Source organism: Spirochaetota bacterium (assembly GCA_034190085.1).
Lineage (GTDB): Bacteria > Spirochaetota > UBA4802 > UBA4802 > JAFGDQ01 > JAXHTS01.
The window spans coordinates 56,161-74,628 of the sequence record JAXHTS010000007.1; the positions used below are offsets into that span (position 1 = coordinate 56,161).

Genomic DNA, 18,468 nt, shown 5'->3' on the forward strand with positions numbered 1-18,468 from the left:
TATCAAATTTGTCATACTTTTGTAACTCATCATAAAATTCCTTGAGCCATTGAAAACGCATCTGCTCCTTAATAATTCCATATTCTATAATTTATATTTTTAATCTATCCAATTCCAACAAAATCACATTCTTGCAGGCGATTCTTGATACATCAATGCTCTTCTAAGTTATTTCAATTTGTTTCCTCACTTTCCTCAGCGCAACCTTCTTGTTCATATGCTTAATAAATGCACATCTTGTTATTAAAGCATCTTTGCGGAGAAAATTGTACCGAATCTTGTTCTCTTCTTCATTAAAATTTTCCAACCAATCCTTAAACTCCTCTTTCCCATCTTCAATTATACTATATTTATGTTTACTCGGTACTCCCTCCTGATGAACAACATCTTTTATAACAAGGCCTTCGCTATCAAGCTTTTTCAGAGTAGTGTATAACTGTCCGTCATTTATTCCGAGTTCGTCAAGAAATTTATCAATATTGCTAAATTTTAGCATGTATCCAGAAGACCACAGAGATAAAACATATCAGGATGGATATTTTTTTTAGAACAGTACAATAATAATCTTGCACTAAAGATATAATAATCGAATATTGATGTTGAAAAATACTTAGCTGAATAAGGAATAAATATGATAGTAGGTATCGATATTGGCGGAACAACAACTGATATTGTAGGTTTAAAGGATGGCAGTATTATAAATCCTATATCTGTAAAAGCGGACGATCCAATAACCGCTGCTGCCGGAGCATTGGGTAAATTGTTAGACTCCCTCAATTTACCGTTGTCTAATGTAAAAATGATTGCAGCAACAGGGGTAGGATCCTCATTCATCAATTCAAAATTATTAGACATTCCCGTTACCAAGGTAAATGAGTTTACATCAATTGGGACTGGCGGATCATTCCTTACCAATATTCACAAGGGCATTGTTGTAAGCATGGGAACCGGAACGGCCATTGTTCAAGTTGATGATAATGACATTTCACACTGGGGTGGATGCGGAATTGGCGGTGGCACGCTCATTGGATTATCAAAAAAAATTCTTAATATATCAAATATCAACATACTACTTGAGAAAGCAAGCACCGGATCGCTTGACAAGGTAGACCTAACAGTACAGGATATCGCTGGAGGGCCTATAGACCATTTACCGGGATCATTAACAGCCTCCAACTTTGGAAAATTGTCTGATGATGCATCTGATGAGGATATTGCATTGGCTATCATCAATCTCGTGTGTCAAACAATTGGCGTATTAGCAATTTCAGCAGCCAGAGCAACTGGATATATAAATATTATTTTAATAGGGAAACTTGCAAGCATACCGTATGTAAAAAGTATAATAATTGATGTAGGCGACCTGTTAGGCATGAAATTTTATATTCCAGAATATGCTGACTATGCTACAGCCATTGGAGCAGCAATTACTGTAGACAGAAATATTACCACCTAAGTCGAGAATCTCGGAACCGAGTCACTATCCTTTGATTAATAGCAACACATTCAGAACGCTGATCAACGAGCATTGTTGATAGCAGCTGGTGCCCCTATTCCCATTCACAGCGCAGTTGAATAAAATGTCTTGCCCCTTAGCACTCGATTCTACTGGAAGAAATTGCCGTATTTCTCATCGACAAGCAGCATTGCCTGGAATAAATATTGTCTCGCTTCAATGAAAATGGACATAGAAAAAATATTCACTGATATCTATAGATACAACATATTTGGTGGGATCGATTCCATTTCCGGCCCTGGTTCTTCCAGGGATCAAACCCGAATGATAATAGATAAATTACCAATCATCTTTCATGATTTTCATATTTCGACATTATTGGATATACCTTGTGGTGATTTCCACTGGATGAGCGCTGTAAATTTAAATGCTGTAGATTACATAGGAGCAGACATTGTAAAGGAGTTAATCAATCGAAATAGGAAATATGAAAAGGACAATATAGTTTTTAAAAAAATGAATTTAATAACGGATACATTTCCACGGGTTAATCTGATCTTGTGTCGTGATTGTTTTGTACATTTTTCTTATAGCAATATTCTCCAGTCATTACAAAATATATATAAAAGCAAGTCACAATATCTCCTGACAACAACCTTCTCAGATTATCAAGAAAATCATAACATACTTACAGGGTTATGGAGACCATTAAACCTAGAAATCGCTCCATTCAATTTCCCTAAACCAATTTTGTGCATAACCGAAAAATGCACTGAGGGGAATGGATCATATTGTGATAAATCCTTAGGATTATGGAGAATAGATGATATAAAGATGAGCCTTTAGTACCTTAATCATATGATCTTTGGTTTTTGGTAAAACTTAAAATAATTATACAGTATTACAGGATAAGCTGGATAAAGAATCCTGTAATACTGTCATTATTTCGGTAGGCTTCGGATATATTTGGTTCCAGCTTTGCCAGGTTAGGCACAATGAAAAGTATAAAGCCGCTCTAATATTTAGGAGTGGATCCTATAAAATCGATCCCAATGTGGATCTTATAAACAATAATCTGGAGCAAGGAGAAGAGGGAATAATTCCTCAATAGGTCGTCAACACTGTTCCCATTGCAGGCGTTTTTTCTATTTTACTGCCTTAAAACTAACAATGTCAGTAAAAATTGTGTAAGAATATTACAACATTAACAAAAATAAATGACGGTACAATAAGTGACTTCAGAAGACAAAACTATATACATCATTGAGTATAAAAACAAGTTGAAATCTGGAATATTGCTTTGATAATAATTCTAAGCTAGAATAATAAATCAAGTAGTATTGTAAAGCTGTGGGAAAATTCACTGGATACAACAGAATTATCTTGCAGTTCCTCCATCTTTACTGAAACGTATAATTTCTGCTTGAATAAATTGAATTAAATAGTTCTATCCATTGAAATAATTTTTATCATTTGTATGACACAAGATACGGTATTTATGGATTAGCGAGAATAATGATACAGATAATTCTCTCTTATACGATTTCATAGGATATAAATTAATGATAAGAATCCACTTTTACAGAAGTAATTAAGCTCAAATCAGGAGATTTATAATGGCTAATGGAAATAACAGAGAACATTGGGGATCTATGATGGGATTTATCCTCGCAGCATCTGGTTCAGCGGTTGGACTTGGTAACGTATGGAAATTTCCTTATGTTACCGGACAGAATGGCGGAGCGGCATTTGTTATCGTTTATCTTATATGTGTGCTCCTTCTTGGTCTACCGATTATGATTGCTGAACTCGTAATCGGAAGGCATACAAGGAAGGATCCTGTTGGCGCCTTTAAATCCATGGCTAGCGGAACAAAATGGGGCTTGGTCGGATATTTGGGTGTTCTCTCTGGCTTTTTTATTTTATCCTTCTATAGTGTTGTAGGGGGTTGGACTTTAGGCTATATTGTGAAGAGTATAAATGGGATTATTGCAGGCATTAAAGATATAGAATCAGCGAAAAATATGTTTCATGATTTTTCTAGTGATCCATATTTGACATTACTCTTTCATCTCCTCTTTATAGCATCCTGCATGTTCATCGTGGTAAAGGGAATTAAAAATGGAATAGAGAGATGGAGCAAATATTTGATGCCTCTTCTATTTTTATTACTCTTTATTCTTATTATCAAGGGTATCTCAATGGAGGGCGGGATGAAGGGAGTGTCATTCTTTCTAAAACCTGACTTCTCAAAAATTAACCTTAACTCAATAATATCTGCGCTTGGACACTCCTTCTTTACATTGAGCCTTGGAATGGGAGCAATGATAACCTATGGCAGCTATCTATCTAAAAGAGATAAAATACTGCATTCCGCCTTCTACATCGTTTTCCTGGATACTGTAGTAGCTATACTCGCTGGCCTAGCAATATTTCCATCAGTATTTGCAATGAATATGTCTCCGGATAAGGGGCCTGGATTAATATTTCATATAATTCCTGCAGTATTTGGTAATATGAATTACGGCATAGTCTACTCTACCATATTCTTTATTCTTCTATTTATTGCTGCCATCACCTCTGGAATCTCTCTATTGGAGGTTGTGGTTGCCTATATAATTGATGAGAGGGGATGGAGCAGAAGAAAGGCTGTTTATATCTTTGGAATATCCATCTTTCTCCTTGGCATACCATCAGCGCTATCATTTGGATCATTGAGTAATGTTACAATTTTTTTGGGCAATAACTTCTTTGATTTCATGGATCAACTTACAACTAACTATATGCTTCCTATTGGAGGATTTTTTATAGCGATATGTTTAGGGTGGAAATATGGTCTGGCGAATACCATACATGAACTCGATCCGGACACTAGAATCATTTCCTTCAAAGAATTATGGGCCTTTACAATAAAATTCATCTCTCCAATAGTCTTGTTTATGCTCTTTCTGATGTTAATTAAGGATGATGTTATCCCTATCATATCCAAGGTCCTTGGGCAATGATCATATATTATCCCACTTCTGCTGAACTAGTAAGGGTATACTACTAGTCGCATTGCTATAATCAATTATGTTAGTTCCAAATATCACATTTATTTGTTCATCCATTTATCAACTACTTTCAGATGTATAATTATATGTACTTAGAAAAAATATGATCTTCTCATATTCATAATATTTCCTGCTATTAGAATGATTAAAAGATTGAAGTTTTAACATTTATATATTATAATTTCAATATTGTCGAAATCCTAATATAAAATGTTGTACCAATAGGATAATTACTCTTTTAGGTTAGCTCTAATGGTAAAAATAATCCTTTTTAATGAATTAGAAAGCAGCATAATAGATAAATTATTATGGCATCTTAAAAAGAATAACAAAACAGATGACATCTCTTTTGTCAATAATAACCGGACAGCCCTTGAAGAGATAGCAAGATCAATTTCATTGTATCCATCTATTATGAAAGAGCAACAACTTGGCAAGGGTATCAGGACTATTGAAACTTTAGTAGAATCGCTATGTGAAAAAGATGAACTCTCCATAATGTTACACATTCCGACAAAGGCTGTTTTGGGAAATGGTTATTTGATAGCAAAGATCAATTTTTTTTCAATGCTAATATATCTTACTAATGAAATTCAAGGACTGGAAGATATTGCTGCTCAGATTAAATCAATTATATCCAACAATGTTTTTACGATTATGTCTGAGGAGGTCTTCCTTTCAATAATAGAGGATAATGATATTCCAAAGCATATAAGGATGAATGCAGGATATCTGCTCGCTAAAATCTGGGAATACAGGCTTGATCATGGTGTAAAGGAGTTTGCTCCGATTTTATTAAATATTTGGAAGGCCAGGGAGAAGCTTATGCCAGCTTTTGGCACTATGAACGGTTTCTCTGAACTCTTATTGATATCCGAACAAACTGAATCAGTATGGCTGGATTTTTTCCGGAGGGATAGCTTATCAGAAAAAGAGATTAGCTCCCTTGAGGAATTTATCTTTGGGCTCAGTTATGAAGAGATGATACAAATAAGGATGCAGATGGAGAGGATGGGAAAGAGTTCAATAACCAAGCAAGATGTGGAAGAGATTATAGGCAAAAACAGAATATATCCAGAATATAAAATTTGTGATCCCAGGGAGTTCTATCGCTCCTTTGAGCATAGGAAAATAAATGCGAAATTTCGAGCAAAAGCCAGGACAGATGGCCCGCACAAGACGATTGAGGAATATATTATGTGCTATCTCCTCTCCATACCCGAAGAGTGGATGGGAAGAGATGCTATGTGATATATTATATGCAATGAGATGAATAATAAATATAAATGTATCAATTAAGTTGTGGGGGTTTACAGGTGAAATCTCCGGTTATATTTTGAGTGCTGGCTACTCTTTTATTCACTTCAATATTTAACTAACTTACTTGAGGGAGGCATTGAGATATGGATTGCGCCAAATGCAGGATCAATAATAAGATCTGTCGAAAACCCGATGGCAACGGCCCACAGGATTGTCCTACAAAAGCAGGAAGAGAAAGCATCGATAAGTCGCTCACAGAATACCAAAAGTCTGAAAACGCTCAATTAGCGCGAATGGCCTCTGTACAGGAGGGAGAATGCTATGCAAAGAAAGGGGAAAAACCATTTGCAAGGCATCCTGTGAAGCCAAGGCTTCAGGAGATTATTGAATTTGCTCAAAAAATGGGATATGCCAAAATTGGGATAGCCTTCTGTTCAGGTCTATCTTATGAGGCATCAATTTTATCGGATCTATTGGAGAAGCATGGTTTCGAGATAGTGTCAGTGGCATGCAAGGTTGGGGGCATACCCAAGGAGAAGATTGGTATAAGTGAAAATGAAAAGGTAAATCCCGGCAACTTTGAAAGCATGTGTAATCCCATTAGCCAGGCGAATCTGCTTAATGAGAAAAGCACTGAACTAAATATTATGCTGGGTTTATGTGTTGGACATGATTCCCTGTTTCTCAAATATGTTGAGGCTCCGACCACCGTCTTTGCAGTAAAAGATAGGGTAACAGGACATAATCCACTTGTCTCTCTATATACTTTAGGATCCTATTCAGAAAGGTTTATCAAAAGGAATCCTGAACAATGGTAAATTTGGTTTTTATCTTAATCCTCCGCTATATATCTAATGATGTGATAGAGAGAAATGCCTTAAGCCTTGAGAATAGTATAGAGGCCTAATGATGAATTTGAAGCTATAATTCTCATATCAATTGCAGAAAAAAGGCAAATGTGAATTAAGATATGCAATAAATAACATAAAAGGTTTGAATTATTTATTAAAATGTATTATATATAATTCATTGAAAAAAATATCTCCATTCTTGTTTGTAGGATTGATATAAACAATATTTATTGAAAAAGAGGATTTCATGAAAGAGAAAAGGCAAGATCGAAGAATTAAAAAAAGAATCAAATCTGAGATACATTCATTAGAAGGGATGACCTTCAGCCCTTCTGAAGATATGAGTAATGGCGGTATATTTATTTCAACCCCTGAGCCACTTATGATAGGTTCTGAATTAGATCTTTCGCTCTACGTCCCTGAAAGAGAGAATCCTATAAATATTAAAGGGGTCGTTCGATGGATACGGGATGATGATGCCAAGGGAGAAAAATCTGGAATGGGAATTGAATTTATAAGTTCCTTCATAGATATGATATAGTGATCGCCTTAAGCAACTTCAACTTCACTTGTCCGTTGTAATGGATTCAAGAGTCATCCATCAACTTTGAAATGATGATGAATAAATGGCATCCCCCCTTCCCTTATCTCATATCCTCTCTATATAGGTCTACTCCGAAGGGGATGTTCTCATCGATAACTGGCATAATTTTTGCTCTTCTCTGCTTAAATCCCCTTGCCAGATTTACCCTAGCATATTCATTTTCCCTATTAATTCTTTTAGCATAGTCAATGGCTCTCCAGTAACTGATGTTGCTTTTAACCTCGTTGTTTTGCAATTGATATAAAGCCCCGATGTTATTGTAAGCCGAAGAGAGTGTTTGGTATATCTTGATATGTTCAAGCCTATCCGGAAGGACTTTCCTAATGCTATCCGCTTCATGCTCAAACATTGATATAATTTTCATATACTCCCCCTTACTCGCCCTTAAATTATTTAGATGATAGAAGGCATTACCCAAACCAAACATGAGTTCAGGCTTAGAGGAAAAGTCTTCATATAGATTCAACCATTGCTTTATTGCTTTGGCATATTGTCCCTTCATGTAATAGATTCGTCCGAGATTATAAAAGAGTTCCTGCGATTTATAGCCGAGTTCTCTAGCCTTCTCATATTTTTCCTGTGCAATCACGTAATTTGCCAGTCTCTCTCCCTCTGCTCCCAATTCTTCTTCCTCCAGTTCATCTCCAAATCTGTATTTGACCTTATCGAAATAATAATAGAATATATTGCCAATCATTGCATAGGTATTGCCTATGTCTTCAGTTTCAAAATAGAAGTCATCATAGCTAAAATCCGGTGGGGATAGGTTGGCTTTTATAGCCTGGTTAAAGTATCTATAAGCCTCAACAGGCTCTTTTACCATATAGTGATATTCGCCAAGAAGATGAAGGGCTCCAAAATAATTCTGCTCTTGACTGATAGCGCTTTTCAGATTCCGTTCCATCAGCACAAGATTTTTCTGCTCCCTTTCAAGCCTTGCGGAATGTAAAAAAAGGGGAGGATAATCCATATCCCTTTGCCTTAGGGCTTCAAGCACATTTTTCACCGCTGGATAAGGATTATCACTGAGATCCTTCACCTGTGGCGATTCTACCCCATAATCAATTCTTATGTTTGTCTTGTCTGTCCTCCTCTTGCTCAAATAATAATAGGCTAACTTTCCAAGTAATGGAGATGGCATCTCTGAAAGCAGGTCTCTGCCACCTAGTGTAGAATGAACTGCTAAAACATCATTAAAAATATCCATCTCAATAAAGTGATTTAAAAGACCTGAATACCCTACTATAGAATTCTTGTCCACCTTTAGGATATTCTCGTAATATTCTCTAGCCTTATGATGCTCACCCTGAAAGGAATATGCATTTCCAATACCAAAAAAGGCAGTAATATTCTCTGGATCAATATGTAATGTTTTACGGTAAAAATCGATTGCCACGTCTAATTGCGTCTCAATGGGACCTATGGATGGCACTTTTTTATAGTAGAAATCCGGGATTTGGGATTTTATTCTCTTATAGTAATCCTTTGACACCCTTGAATAAAAATGACCAAGATTGTTGATTGTATCTATGTTATGCGGATCAATATCATAGGCCTTATTCAGCTTTTTGAGAGCTAAATCGTACTCTTTTTTATCGAAGTAGGCTCTTGCATAAGAGTTATATCCATAAAGATAATTTTCTACATAGTTTTCATTTACATATGTAAAGAGGTTCTCTGCCTTTCTGTAATCCTTAACCTTCTGGTTCACAGGGTCACCCGGCCTTCTTATTAACTGAACGCCCTCTTGAATATCCTTTTTAGCCATTATTGGCTTATAGATGTATTGATATGAGAATATGGTTAGAATAAAGGCAGAAGCAGCGGCAATCCCAAAGATCCTGGTTATCTTTAAGAGTCGCTTCTGTCTCTCTCGTCCCTCTAGTGTATATTCCGGACGAGCAGTGATCACCCGTCTTCTGGAAACCTCCGCTTCTTCAATAGTATCAACCTCTTTCCCAAGCTTTTTTGCTAAGAAGTTTCCAACCTCATCCTCCCCCCTCTTCTCTAGAATAATATCAATTAATTGTCTGATATCCTTGGGAGGGAGGAGATCATTCAGGATTGTGTCCTTGATTACCTTCCTGAGATTGGGGTGGAAGAGAAGAATCGCAGTTTTTAGCTTCTTTAACTCCTTATCAGAGACTTCAATAGTCTCTTCAATCTCTTCCTTTTGAGGAGCTTCTTGTAAAGCCTCAGCCTCTACTTCTTCTATAAATTCTTCCGACTTCGGGGGAGTTGTTTCGGGTGTTTCCATCTCCTCTGAAGATTTCTGTAATCCTTCTATTTCATCGAGTAAATCCTCATCATGGGTTCCTTCACTGATTTCATCCATGCCAGATGCCTCTTCCTGAGTCGGCCCAGTGTCAAAATCACCCAGATCTGGCATTTTATCTACTTCTATCGATGAAAATTCATCCCCTTCCACCTTTTGGGACTCAGCTGACTCTTCAGAAGGGATATCTAGAAGATCAGCAGCTACTAAATCAGCACCTTCATCGATTTCATCAATGCTTATATCTTCAAGCTCTCCAGTTCCTGTCTCCTCTTGATCTGGCAACCCTATCATTAACTCAGAATCCTCAGTGATTACCTCATCATCTATTATATCCTGAGATTCCTGAGTCTCAACAGACTCCCCATTTGTTGTCAATGCCTCAAGTTCCTCCAGAGGGGACATCCCATCCTCATCGGTTGTGAGAACCTCATCAGAAATTTCTATTGGCTCAACCTCCTGAATGTCCTCAGCTATATCCTCTGTCCCCTCAGCTAATGATTCATCTGTAGAAGCAATTGGTTCCTCAATACCAATATCCTCCGAACCCGCTTCATCAAGAGTTTCAGTTAAAGGTATTTCCTCTATTTCCTCAATCAAATCCGTAATATCAATAATATCTGATTCATCTCCCCCTGTATCCAAGGCTTCTTCCTCAACCTCTTCTACCTCTTCCTTGGGTTCTACAGACTCCTCTTCAAGTAACTCTGAATCAACTTCTTCAACAGCTTCATGTTGATGAGGTTCCTCCCATGCCTCCTCCATATCCTCCCTGGCTTCACTAAGAGGTCTAATTGCCTCTTCGTCAGAATATTCGGATTGAATCTCCTCCTCGGGAAATTCAATCTCTTCCTCAATTTTATCAACACCTACATTAGTCCTCGAATAACGCATAGGCTCATTTGGAAGGATTCCCAAAATCCTATCTATCTCTTGTAGTTCATCCGGGGTAAATTCTGTAGTGTCTTCTATTTCTTCATTCTTTCCCATTTCCAAAACTCACTGAGATTTATTGATTCAGAAATTTTTAAGAAATCCATACTATATTATTGTCACTATTGAAAATATTATGTCTTTTTCCATAAAAAATATCCTCTTCAATATGTGTTTGGCTTATTCAATTACAAGCCTTAGTGCAAAAAATCAACTAGTTTTCATGTTACTTCATAATTGAGTTTGAAAAACTATACTCTTATTGCTATGATATGTTAACCATTATATAAATAATCCTTCAAAGGAGAAAGTAATTCAAAACCATCCTTAATCTTTCATTTTTATATCAACCTTTTCTCTATTGTTATCGACATAATAAGTATAACTCTATATTGGAAATGAGCAAATTCACAATCCATGATATTTCGTCTAATAATTTTATCAAAGATTGATACATAAAGAGTTAATTTAGAATGAAATATCAATCATAGTCATCAATATCCAATTAGTTTAACTATTTATAATATTAATAGATAGTTTTTCTAATCATGAATTGGAGATTTATTCATGCTGAAAAGACTGAAACGTATTATCTTAATATTACCATTATTTATTACAGCATTCTCTCCGATTGACAATAACAACAATAGGGTAGAATTCTATTACAATTTAAGGTTCATGAAAAAATCATCCTCTCCCCAAAAAATGAAAATTCTTAATATAAAAGATGTAGCATACCAGAGAGGGACAGCAGAAAGGGGAGTGCTGATAACATATAAAAATAGAAGAGCAAAGGAAGTAAAAATTGCTGGTAATTTTTCCAATTGGAAATCATTCGCAATGGATAGAGGGAATTATGGTGTTTGGTATTATTTTATTAGCGAGAATAACCATGTAAAAGGAATAAAATATAAATTGTCTGTGGACGAGATATGGATAACTGATCCTAAAAATCTCTTAAGGGAAGATGATGGCCAGGGAGGTTATATTTCGGTTATCCATATCGACTATCCAAAAGAGGGTAGGCATCTCTCCTATAGATTTGTTGATAGCAATTGTGTAGAATTTAGAATCTATAAACCAAAAGCAAGATTTATTGCATTAGTTGGTGATTTTAATAATTGGAATCCGGAAAATGATTTACTCAATAAGGGAAAAGATGGAATATGGAGGTTGAAGAAACGACTTCCACCCGGGGAATACAGATACAAGTATGTGATAGATGGCAAATGGATCGTTGATCTCTACAATTTTCGCACCGCATCAGATGGAATGGGTAGCGTCAGTTCAATAATTAATATTAAATAGCTCTCTTACTTGAATATATCATTCCATAACCCCATTACAATTTTCTGCTATACAGCAACCATCACAGAGTGGCTTCTTCTTACAAACATCCTTGCCATGCTTTACTATGAGAGCATGATACTCGTTGTAGTCTTGAATCCCTCCTTTAAATCTATTATGAAATATCTTCTGCATCTGAGTGTAATTTTCTTTGCCTGAGAGTATGCCCACCCTTGTAAATATCCTCTTTGTATAGGCATCTATAACAAATGTCTTTTTAGAGAGTGCATATAAAAGGATGGAATCAGCCGTTTCTGGGCCAATACCATTGATCAATAATAGCTCCTCTCTAAGGGTTTTCGTATCCATCCCCTTTAGAATATCAAAAGAAAAATCATATTTTAAAAACCATTCAAGAAAATTCTTAACCTTCTTGGCTTTCTGATTAAAATAACCTGTAGATTTTATCAATGACGCGATCTCTTCCACTCCCTTAGAATTGAGAACCTCAGGGATTAAGAAATATTTTTGCTTTAGATTGCTGATGGCAATCTCAACATTTCTCCACGAAACACTTTGGGTGAGAATTGCTCCAATGCTTATCTCAAACTCAGTTTCACCCGGCCACCATCCCTGCTTACCATAGTATTGAAATAAAATTCTATATATTCTCTGTATAGAGATATTATCCATCAGAAGCTCAACGGTAATCTCTTTAGATCTGCCTGATCTACAAGAATATCTCCATCCTCTTTGTACTTCTTTAAAAGGAAATGCGTTACAGTTGATTGAACATTACTTAGAGTAGCAAGCTTTTCAGAAACAAAGAGGGCTACCTCCTTGAGTGTAGGCCCCTCAACATGCACAAGAAGATCATAGCTCCCTGAAAGGAGATACACGGAAGAGACCTCAGAGAAACGGTATATCGATTCTGCTACAGTATCAAATCCGACACCCCGCTCAGGCACAACCTTGACCTCAATAAGCGCCCTTACCTCATGTTCCTTAATCCTCTCCCAGTTTACCAGCGTCTTGTATCTAAAAATAATCTTATCCTTCTCATATTTCTTAATGCGCCTCCTCACTGTTTCCTCAGGGATATTTAGTTGCTTGGCAATATCCGCAGCAGTTAATTTTGCATTTTTTGAAAGGATACTTAAAATATCCTCTCCAACCTCATCGACCTTATAGGGTTTCATCTGTCCTCTCTAAGGATAGTAAATATACTTTAGAATTTAGTTAGTCATTGAGCTAATTAAAGGGATATGCCCTATCTCCTATGAAAACCTGCCCAATTTAGACTACATCAATGAATAAATTCTCAAGAGATATATTAGTCAATAATAATTTATGATTAACTTTGATACCAAAAAGCTATTGATATTCCTAGGTATAGACTCTTATTCATATCAATAATGATGCTGAATGCTCTTCTATAGGAGTGATTCCTTTCCCTGTTGTCAGGGCAATTATTCCATGCTTCGATAATAGGATGGCAAAAGATCTAAAACCTTTTCGTAATCTCTAATATCTGTGATATTTTTTTATCTACAAGCCTTGACTTTCTCATGGTCTATATTAAATTTGTTAACAATATTAATTGAAAACCTAAATGAGATAGAGGGGAGAGATGGAATTTATTGACGTAATGAAAAACAGAAGAAGCATAAGACGATTTAAATCTGACACAATATCTCGCGATATTTTTGACGGAATATTAAAGGATGCTCTTTGGGCTCCAAGCTGGGGCAACACTCAACCATGGGAGATCGCTGTTTTAGGCCCAGATATTATTAAGAAGATATCTAATGAGTTTGTTGAAAATGTGACCAATGGTAAACCGATCGATCCTGATTTAGAGATGCCGGATTCATGGCCACCGAAACACAAAAGGCGTTATGTGGATGTTGGCAGGGCGCTTTTTACAACTATAGGCATCGAACGAACTGACAAGGAAGCAAGGTTTAATCATTACCTGAATATGTATAAATTTTTTGAGGCTCCGCATATGATATATGTCTATCAGGACAAGGGTATTAGCTCACATTATGGCCCCTTTGATCTGGGAGCATTGACAAATAATATATGCCTATTGGCCTATGAAAGGGGTTTGGGAACCTGCATATTGGCCAGTTCTGCCCATTATCCTGATGTAATTCGCAAGCATACGAATATTTCAAAAGATAAATTGATAATAATTGGAATAGCTATTGGGTATCCAGATGAAAATGATCCATCATATACATTCAGGAGTGACAGGGATGAGAGCGTTATCTCCTGGCATGGGGTATCGTAATTGACCTGCATTTAGGATGTTACATGTTCTCAATAATGGCTATACCAAATTCAGAACAACTTAATAGTGTTGCTCTATCCATCTGCCTTTCCAAGTCATAGGTAACCCTCTTCTGTTGTATCGTCTTCGCTAGAGCATGGTTGAGTCTATCTGCTGCTTCAATCCATCCCAGAAACCTGAGCATAAGCTCGCCAGATAAAATAAGCGAGCCGGGATTAACCTTGTCCAAACCAGCATATTTGGGAGCAGTGCCATGGGTAGCTTCAAAGATTGCAGCATTATCCCCAATATTGGCCCCTGGGGCCATCCCCAATCCTCCGACCTGAGCCGCTAACGCATCTGACAGATAATCGCCATTAAGATTTGGAGTTGCAATAATATCATATTCCTTGGGACGCAGCAGAATCTGCTGAAACATTGCATCAGCAATTCTGTCCTTAACTAAAATCTTACCTTCAGGTTGTACACCATTATATTTATTTATGAGTTCATCCTCTGTTAGTGTGAAATCCTCAAATTCCTCTTTAATCACCTCATAGCCCCAATCCCTGAATGCCCCCTCGGTGAACTTCATAATATTTCCCTTATGCACAAGCGTAATACTCTTTCGATCGTTTTTAAGGGCATATTCTATTGCGCTCCTTACGAGATTTTTAGTATTTATTTTGCTTATAGGCTTTATCCCAATGCCAGTATCCAAGGACAGGTTTTGCCCCATCTTCATGTTTAGGAAATCTATTACACTAATAGCTTCAGGCGATCCTGCTTCCCATTCAATCCCTGAATACACATCCTCCATGTTCTCCCTAAAGATTATCATATCCACGTCATCGGGTCTTTTAACAACACTGGGTATTCCCTTGATATATTTCACAGGCCGGACACAGGCATGCAATTTCAACCTCTGCCTAAGCGTAACATTTATACTTCTGAATCCACCTCCCACAGGTGTTGTGAGGGGGCCCTTAATAGCAATCTTATATTCCCCTATATTATCTATCGTCTCTTCTGGTAGATAGCTGCCGGTTTGCCTGAATGCCTTTTCACCTGCCAGTATCTCCTTCCAGTGAATTTCTCTCTTGCCGCTGTATGTCTTCTCTACCGCTGCATCGAGGACCATCTTAGTTGCTCTCCAGATATCAGGCCCGGTCCCATCCCCTTCAATATATAGAATTATTGGATTATCAGGTGTCTCAAGCTTCCCAGCATGATAATCTATCTTCCTCTCTATCATAATCTTCCTTCTTTCTTTAAAAAATTTATCTCAACAAGTTACATGACTATACAATCCAATATAAATTGCCGTTAATGGTATTCATCATTATCTATCTACTGACCTCTGCCTTTCTGATTATCCCTTCCAAGCCTTAGTTAGAATAATAGTAAGGCTAATTCGACTAGGTGGAATATGCCAATCGATGGGTAGGCAAAAACTCATTCTGAGCAAATCACCCTGTTTCTTCCCTCTACCTTTGCCCTGTAGAGATGTCGATCTGCTAGTTTGCATAGGTTTTGCAGGTCTTCCACATTTTCAGGATAGGTCGATATCCCCTGACTTACGGTTATCTGTGTAACCTGACCATTAAACATCTGGGATAGATTTATTTCAGCAACATCCCTGCCAATCCTTTCAGCGATTTCCCTGGCTTTATTCATCTCCGTATCAGGCAGAAGGATTGTGAATTCATCTCCTCCATATCTGGCAAGGATGTCCTTCCCCCGTATATGTTTCTTGAAAACCTCAACAACCTGCAGGACTACATGATTCACCTTTTGATGACCATATATTTCACTGATCTTTTTGAAATTGTCAATATCAATCATAATCATGGAGAGTGATTTGTCACTACCCCTTGCTTTTTGGAAATGATCTTCCAAAGCATCATCAAGAAATCGTCTATTGTAGATCCCAGTGAGTTCATCAGTAATCGCCCGCCTTCTCGCCTCCTCACCCCATTGAACCATATCAGATAAAAACTTGCTCTTCTCCAATAACCGCTCAGTTGTAATATTCAACATCCTATACATCATCTTTATAGCAATATGAGGATAATATAATATCAGCTCAAAAAAATCCCTCTCACGAAGCGATATTAGCAAACACTTATCCTTAGTACAACAGGTAGCTGAGCGTGGCGCATTTTCAAATATTGACATCTCTCCGAAAAAATCTCCTGAAGTGAATTCAGCTATTTCCCGCTTATTTCCGTTCGGGAGCAGAACTGAACTTGCCACCCTGCCCATCTTCACAATGAATAGCTCATTCCCCTCATCACCCTCTTGAAAGAGGATCTTGTTTTCATCAATATCAACAAATTGCAACCGACTAATCACTATGTTGATCTCATCGATTGTAAGCAATGAGAAGATATCTACCTGTTGTAAGAATGTTACGTTATCTTCCATAATCAACAATATATTTGGTATATTATATTATGTTAGCATTTAAATCCAGCTAATTGATGCAATATTCTATATTGCAGCTATCAATAAATTCGCAGTGATATACCTTTTACCAAGAGTGGATAATTTGTAAATATTAAAGTATTGAATTGATCATTTTTTAAGCAATCATACTCTAGTTAAACAGATATAATACGATTGCCGCCACTTCTTCTTGCCTCAAACATCTTCTCATAAGCCAGCTTAATAAGCTGTGCGCTTTCATTAGCGTGAATGGGGTATACAGCAATTCCTATGCTGAAAGTAACGTTGAAATTTATATCGCTTGTGATATGACTTATGTCCATCTCGAATAAGGTTGTATTGATTTCCCCTGCAATCTTGAATGCAGTCTCTAATCCTGTGTCTGGAAGTATTGCAACAAACTCATCACCCCTATATCTAACCCCAACATCATCTTCCCTCAATATTGATTGAACAAATATTGCCATCATTCTCAACACCTTATCCCCTGCATCATGGCCATACTTGTCATTTATCACTTTAAAGTTATCGGGCTTTATCATAATTAAACTGGTATTTTCGCCATATTCCGGCAAAAGCGTAGCAAAATCCTCATGCAAAAAAGATCGATTATAGAGTCCTGTAAGTTGATCGCTATAGAGCTGCCTTCTTAAATCTCGAATCCATGGGGACTTCTCAGTAATAAGCCTATTTGTGTTGCGTATCCTGCTTGCAATAATACCCAGCAGTGTATGCAATATTCGTGCTGAAATCTCAGGATATTTTTGTAATACATCCCTAAAGACAATCCCTTTTTTGGGGAAACGTAGAAGTGTCGTTTCCTCTTCCGCAATTGCTGTCGCGTTTCTAGGGGTATTCTTTAATAGTTCCATCTCACCAAAACATTCACCTGAAATAAACCGAGCTATGTTTATCTCTTTATCATCATCCTTATGCTTAGTGATGAGGGCCTCTCCTTCCTTTATTATATATAGCCCATCTTCTTGACTCCCTTCGCTGAAGATAATCTCTCCCTTATTATAATGAAGATATTCACTATACCTGGCTACAACTTCCAGATCCATCTCCATCAGACTTGAGAAGAGGCTGGCAGTCTTTAATAAGTCGATCTTCTCTCTCAATGGTATTTCCCCCATCTCCTCTTCTCACGTCTCAAAAATGAATCGAACTTATCCGCTTCCTTTATCCTAAAACTTAACTCAGAGCCGCTGATAGGATGTTTAAAGGAAATCTCAACACCCCAGAGGAATAATCCCTTGCTCCTAAGGATTTCACCCTCCACTCCATATAGTTTATCACCAAGAATGGGAAATCCCAGATTTGACAGATGACGACGGAGCTGATGGGTTCTTCCTGTCCTAGACCACAGGTCAATCAATGTCACCCAGCCATTTTTGAGAGAGGGAACATGTTCAACTGCCGTGAATATTGTCTCCGCATTCCGGCCATCCAGGGGATATTGTATTGATCCACTGCCTTCAAGCCTTCCGATAACAATGGCTCTATATCTTTTCCGCACCTCCCTTCCCTGAAATTGCCACCCTAATCTGACTAATGATAAATGTGTCTTTGCGGCAATCATCAAACCACCAGTAGAATTATCCAAACGGTGAACAGGCTTTGGCCATCTTAAGGCATCTTTCTGATTAGATGTATTCAGGTTATAGAGAAGCATATTCTCTACTGTCCTGTATCGGTTTCCATTAACTGCAAAACCTGGCGGTTTTTCCACAACAGCCAACCATTGGTCCTCAAAAACTATTCTCAGCGGAAATCGAAATGGTCTTGGTGTTGATGTCTGTAGACGATGTAGCTCTACATCCTGACCGGGTTTAATCCAAAAACCTGGATCACATATTTTGCCATCAACCCGAATTTCTCCACGCTTAATAGCTTTTCTAACACTCTTCCGTGTGGGTAGTATCTCATCAAAGACATCAAAGGCATATCTCTCAAGCCTTGATTCAACTACTCCTTCAGGTACTGTATGATTCATCATTGTATTATTCATATTTCTATGATAAGC

16 protein-coding genes are annotated in these 18,468 nt (G+C 37.3%); 8 read left to right on the top strand and 8 right to left on the bottom strand.

The window, feature by feature from the left end:
• Window positions 1-163: 163 nt before the first annotated feature.
• Window positions 164-496: a PadR family transcriptional regulator gene (locus SVZ03_01460; protein MDY6932873.1), complete on the bottom strand. Its 333-nt coding sequence runs from the start codon at window positions 494-496 to the stop codon at window positions 164-166.
• Window positions 497-631: 135 nt separating this feature from the next.
• On the opposite strand from SVZ03_01460, the gene coaW reads away from it, so the two are divergent.
• The 6 genes from coaW to SVZ03_01490 all read left to right on the top strand — a co-directional run bounded on the left by coaW (window position 632) and on the right by SVZ03_01490 (window position 7,161).
• Entirely contained in the window at window positions 632-1,456 is an 825-nt protein-coding gene (coaW, locus tag SVZ03_01465) for a type II pantothenate kinase (GenBank protein ID MDY6932874.1), read from the top strand.
• A gap of 162 nt (window positions 1,457-1,618) precedes the next feature.
• Window positions 1,619-2,302 carry a class I SAM-dependent methyltransferase gene (locus SVZ03_01470; GenBank protein MDY6932875.1) on the top strand — a complete coding sequence of 228 codons (684 nt, stop codon included), beginning with the start codon at window positions 1,619-1,621 and terminating at the stop codon, window positions 2,300-2,302.
• Between the two features lie 770 nt (window positions 2,303-3,072).
• Window positions 3,073-4,461, top strand: coding sequence for a sodium-dependent transporter (locus tag SVZ03_01475; protein ID MDY6932876.1), 1,389 nt, complete (start codon window positions 3,073-3,075; stop codon window positions 4,459-4,461).
• A gap of 300 nt (window positions 4,462-4,761) precedes the next feature.
• Window positions 4,762-5,760 carry a hypothetical protein gene (locus SVZ03_01480; protein ID MDY6932877.1) on the top strand — a complete coding sequence of 333 codons (999 nt, stop codon included), beginning with the start codon at window positions 4,762-4,764 and terminating at the stop codon, window positions 5,758-5,760.
• A gap of 152 nt (window positions 5,761-5,912) precedes the next feature.
• Window positions 5,913-6,587: a DUF1847 domain-containing protein gene (locus tag SVZ03_01485; GenBank protein ID MDY6932878.1), complete on the top strand. Its 675-nt coding sequence runs from the start codon at window positions 5,913-5,915 to the stop codon at window positions 6,585-6,587.
• Between the two features lie 280 nt (window positions 6,588-6,867).
• A complete protein-coding gene (locus SVZ03_01490) occupies window positions 6,868-7,161 on the top strand; it encodes a PilZ domain-containing protein (GenBank protein ID MDY6932879.1) in 294 nt (97 codons plus the stop codon).
• A 103-nt stretch (window positions 7,162-7,264) separates the two neighbouring features.
• On the opposite strand, the gene SVZ03_01495 is transcribed toward SVZ03_01490, so the two are convergent.
• Window positions 7,265-10,489: a tetratricopeptide repeat protein gene (locus SVZ03_01495; protein ID MDY6932880.1), complete on the bottom strand. Its 3,225-nt coding sequence runs from the start codon at window positions 10,487-10,489 to the stop codon at window positions 7,265-7,267.
• Between the two features lie 510 nt (window positions 10,490-10,999).
• On the opposite strand from SVZ03_01495, the gene SVZ03_01500 reads away from it, so the two are divergent.
• A complete protein-coding gene (locus SVZ03_01500) occupies window positions 11,000-11,740 on the top strand; it encodes a hypothetical protein (protein MDY6932881.1) in 741 nt (246 codons plus the stop codon).
• An 18-nt stretch (window positions 11,741-11,758) separates the two neighbouring features.
• On the opposite strand, the gene SVZ03_01505 is transcribed toward SVZ03_01500, so the two are convergent.
• The gene (locus SVZ03_01505; protein MDY6932882.1) at window positions 11,759-12,412 is read right to left on the bottom strand and encodes an endonuclease; all 654 of its coding nucleotides are present in this window, start codon (window positions 12,410-12,412) and stop codon (window positions 11,759-11,761) included.
• A complete protein-coding gene (locus SVZ03_01510; GenBank protein MDY6932883.1) occupies window positions 12,412-12,918 on the bottom strand; it encodes an Lrp/AsnC family transcriptional regulator in 507 nt (168 codons plus the stop codon). The genes SVZ03_01505 and SVZ03_01510 overlap by 1 nt, the downstream gene beginning before the upstream one ends.
• Before the next feature lie 431 nt (window positions 12,919-13,349).
• Here SVZ03_01510 and SVZ03_01515 point away from each other — a divergent pair, with 431 nt between their 5' ends.
• Window positions 13,350-14,015, top strand: a complete 666-nt coding sequence (locus SVZ03_01515; GenBank protein ID MDY6932884.1) for a nitroreductase — start codon at window positions 13,350-13,352, stop codon at window positions 14,013-14,015.
• 19 nt (window positions 14,016-14,034) lie between these two features.
• Here SVZ03_01515 and icd read toward each other — a convergent pair whose 3' ends face one another.
• The 4 genes from icd to SVZ03_01535 all read right to left on the bottom strand — a co-directional run bounded on the left by icd (window position 14,035) and on the right by SVZ03_01535 (window position 18,441).
• Window positions 14,035-15,249: an isocitrate dehydrogenase (NADP(+)) gene (icd, locus tag SVZ03_01520; GenBank protein MDY6932885.1), complete on the bottom strand. Its 1,215-nt coding sequence runs from the start codon at window positions 15,247-15,249 to the stop codon at window positions 14,035-14,037.
• A 200-nt stretch (window positions 15,250-15,449) separates the two neighbouring features.
• Window positions 15,450-16,421 carry a GGDEF domain-containing protein gene (locus tag SVZ03_01525; GenBank protein MDY6932886.1) on the bottom strand — a complete coding sequence of 324 codons (972 nt, stop codon included), beginning with the start codon at window positions 16,419-16,421 and terminating at the stop codon, window positions 15,450-15,452.
• A gap of 176 nt (window positions 16,422-16,597) precedes the next feature.
• On the bottom strand, window positions 16,598-17,578 hold the full coding sequence (locus SVZ03_01530; protein MDY6932887.1) for a GGDEF domain-containing protein: 981 nt from the start codon (window positions 17,576-17,578) through the stop codon (window positions 16,598-16,600).
• The gene (locus tag SVZ03_01535; GenBank protein ID MDY6932888.1) at window positions 17,560-18,441 is read right to left on the bottom strand and encodes an RluA family pseudouridine synthase; all 882 of its coding nucleotides are present in this window, start codon (window positions 18,439-18,441) and stop codon (window positions 17,560-17,562) included. The genes SVZ03_01530 and SVZ03_01535 overlap by 19 nt, the downstream gene beginning before the upstream one ends.
• Window positions 18,442-18,468 lie beyond the last annotated feature (27 nt).

Bases quoted from the DNA above. Each gene is read 5' to 3' on its own strand.
- SVZ03_01485 (MDY6932878.1), top strand. From the start codon at position 5,913: ATGGATTGCGCCAAATGCAGGATCAATAATAAGATCTGTCGAAAACCC.
- SVZ03_01505 (MDY6932882.1), bottom strand. From the start codon at position 12,412: ATGGATAATATCTCTATACAGAGAATATATAGAATTTTATTTCAATAC.
- SVZ03_01530 (MDY6932887.1), bottom strand. From the start codon at position 17,578: ATGGGGGAAATACCATTGAGAGAGAAGATCGACTTATTAAAGACTGCC.
- SVZ03_01535 (MDY6932888.1), bottom strand. From the start codon at position 18,441: ATGATGAATCATACAGTACCTGAAGGAGTAGTTGAATCAAGGCTTGAG.
- icd (MDY6932885.1), bottom strand. From the start codon at position 15,249: ATGATAGAGAGGAAGATAGATTATCATGCTGGGAAGCTTGAGACACCT.
- SVZ03_01480 (MDY6932877.1), top strand. From the start codon at position 4,762: ATGGTAAAAATAATCCTTTTTAATGAATTAGAAAGCAGCATAATAGAT.
- SVZ03_01490 (MDY6932879.1), top strand. From the start codon at position 6,868: ATGAAAGAGAAAAGGCAAGATCGAAGAATTAAAAAAAGAATCAAATCT.
- SVZ03_01495 (MDY6932880.1), bottom strand. From the start codon at position 10,489: ATGGGAAAGAATGAAGAAATAGAAGACACTACAGAATTTACCCCGGAT.
- SVZ03_01460 (MDY6932873.1), bottom strand. From the start codon at position 496: ATGCTAAAATTTAGCAATATTGATAAATTTCTTGACGAACTCGGAATA.
- SVZ03_01500 (MDY6932881.1), top strand. From the start codon at position 11,000: ATGCTGAAAAGACTGAAACGTATTATCTTAATATTACCATTATTTATT.
- SVZ03_01525 (MDY6932886.1), bottom strand. From the start codon at position 16,421: ATGGAAGATAACGTAACATTCTTACAACAGGTAGATATCTTCTCATTG.
- SVZ03_01510 (MDY6932883.1), bottom strand. From the start codon at position 12,918: ATGAAACCCTATAAGGTCGATGAGGTTGGAGAGGATATTTTAAGTATC.
- SVZ03_01475 (MDY6932876.1), top strand. From the start codon at position 3,073: ATGGCTAATGGAAATAACAGAGAACATTGGGGATCTATGATGGGATTT.
- SVZ03_01515 (MDY6932884.1), top strand. From the start codon at position 13,350: ATGGAATTTATTGACGTAATGAAAAACAGAAGAAGCATAAGACGATTT.
- coaW (MDY6932874.1), top strand. From the start codon at position 632: ATGATAGTAGGTATCGATATTGGCGGAACAACAACTGATATTGTAGGT.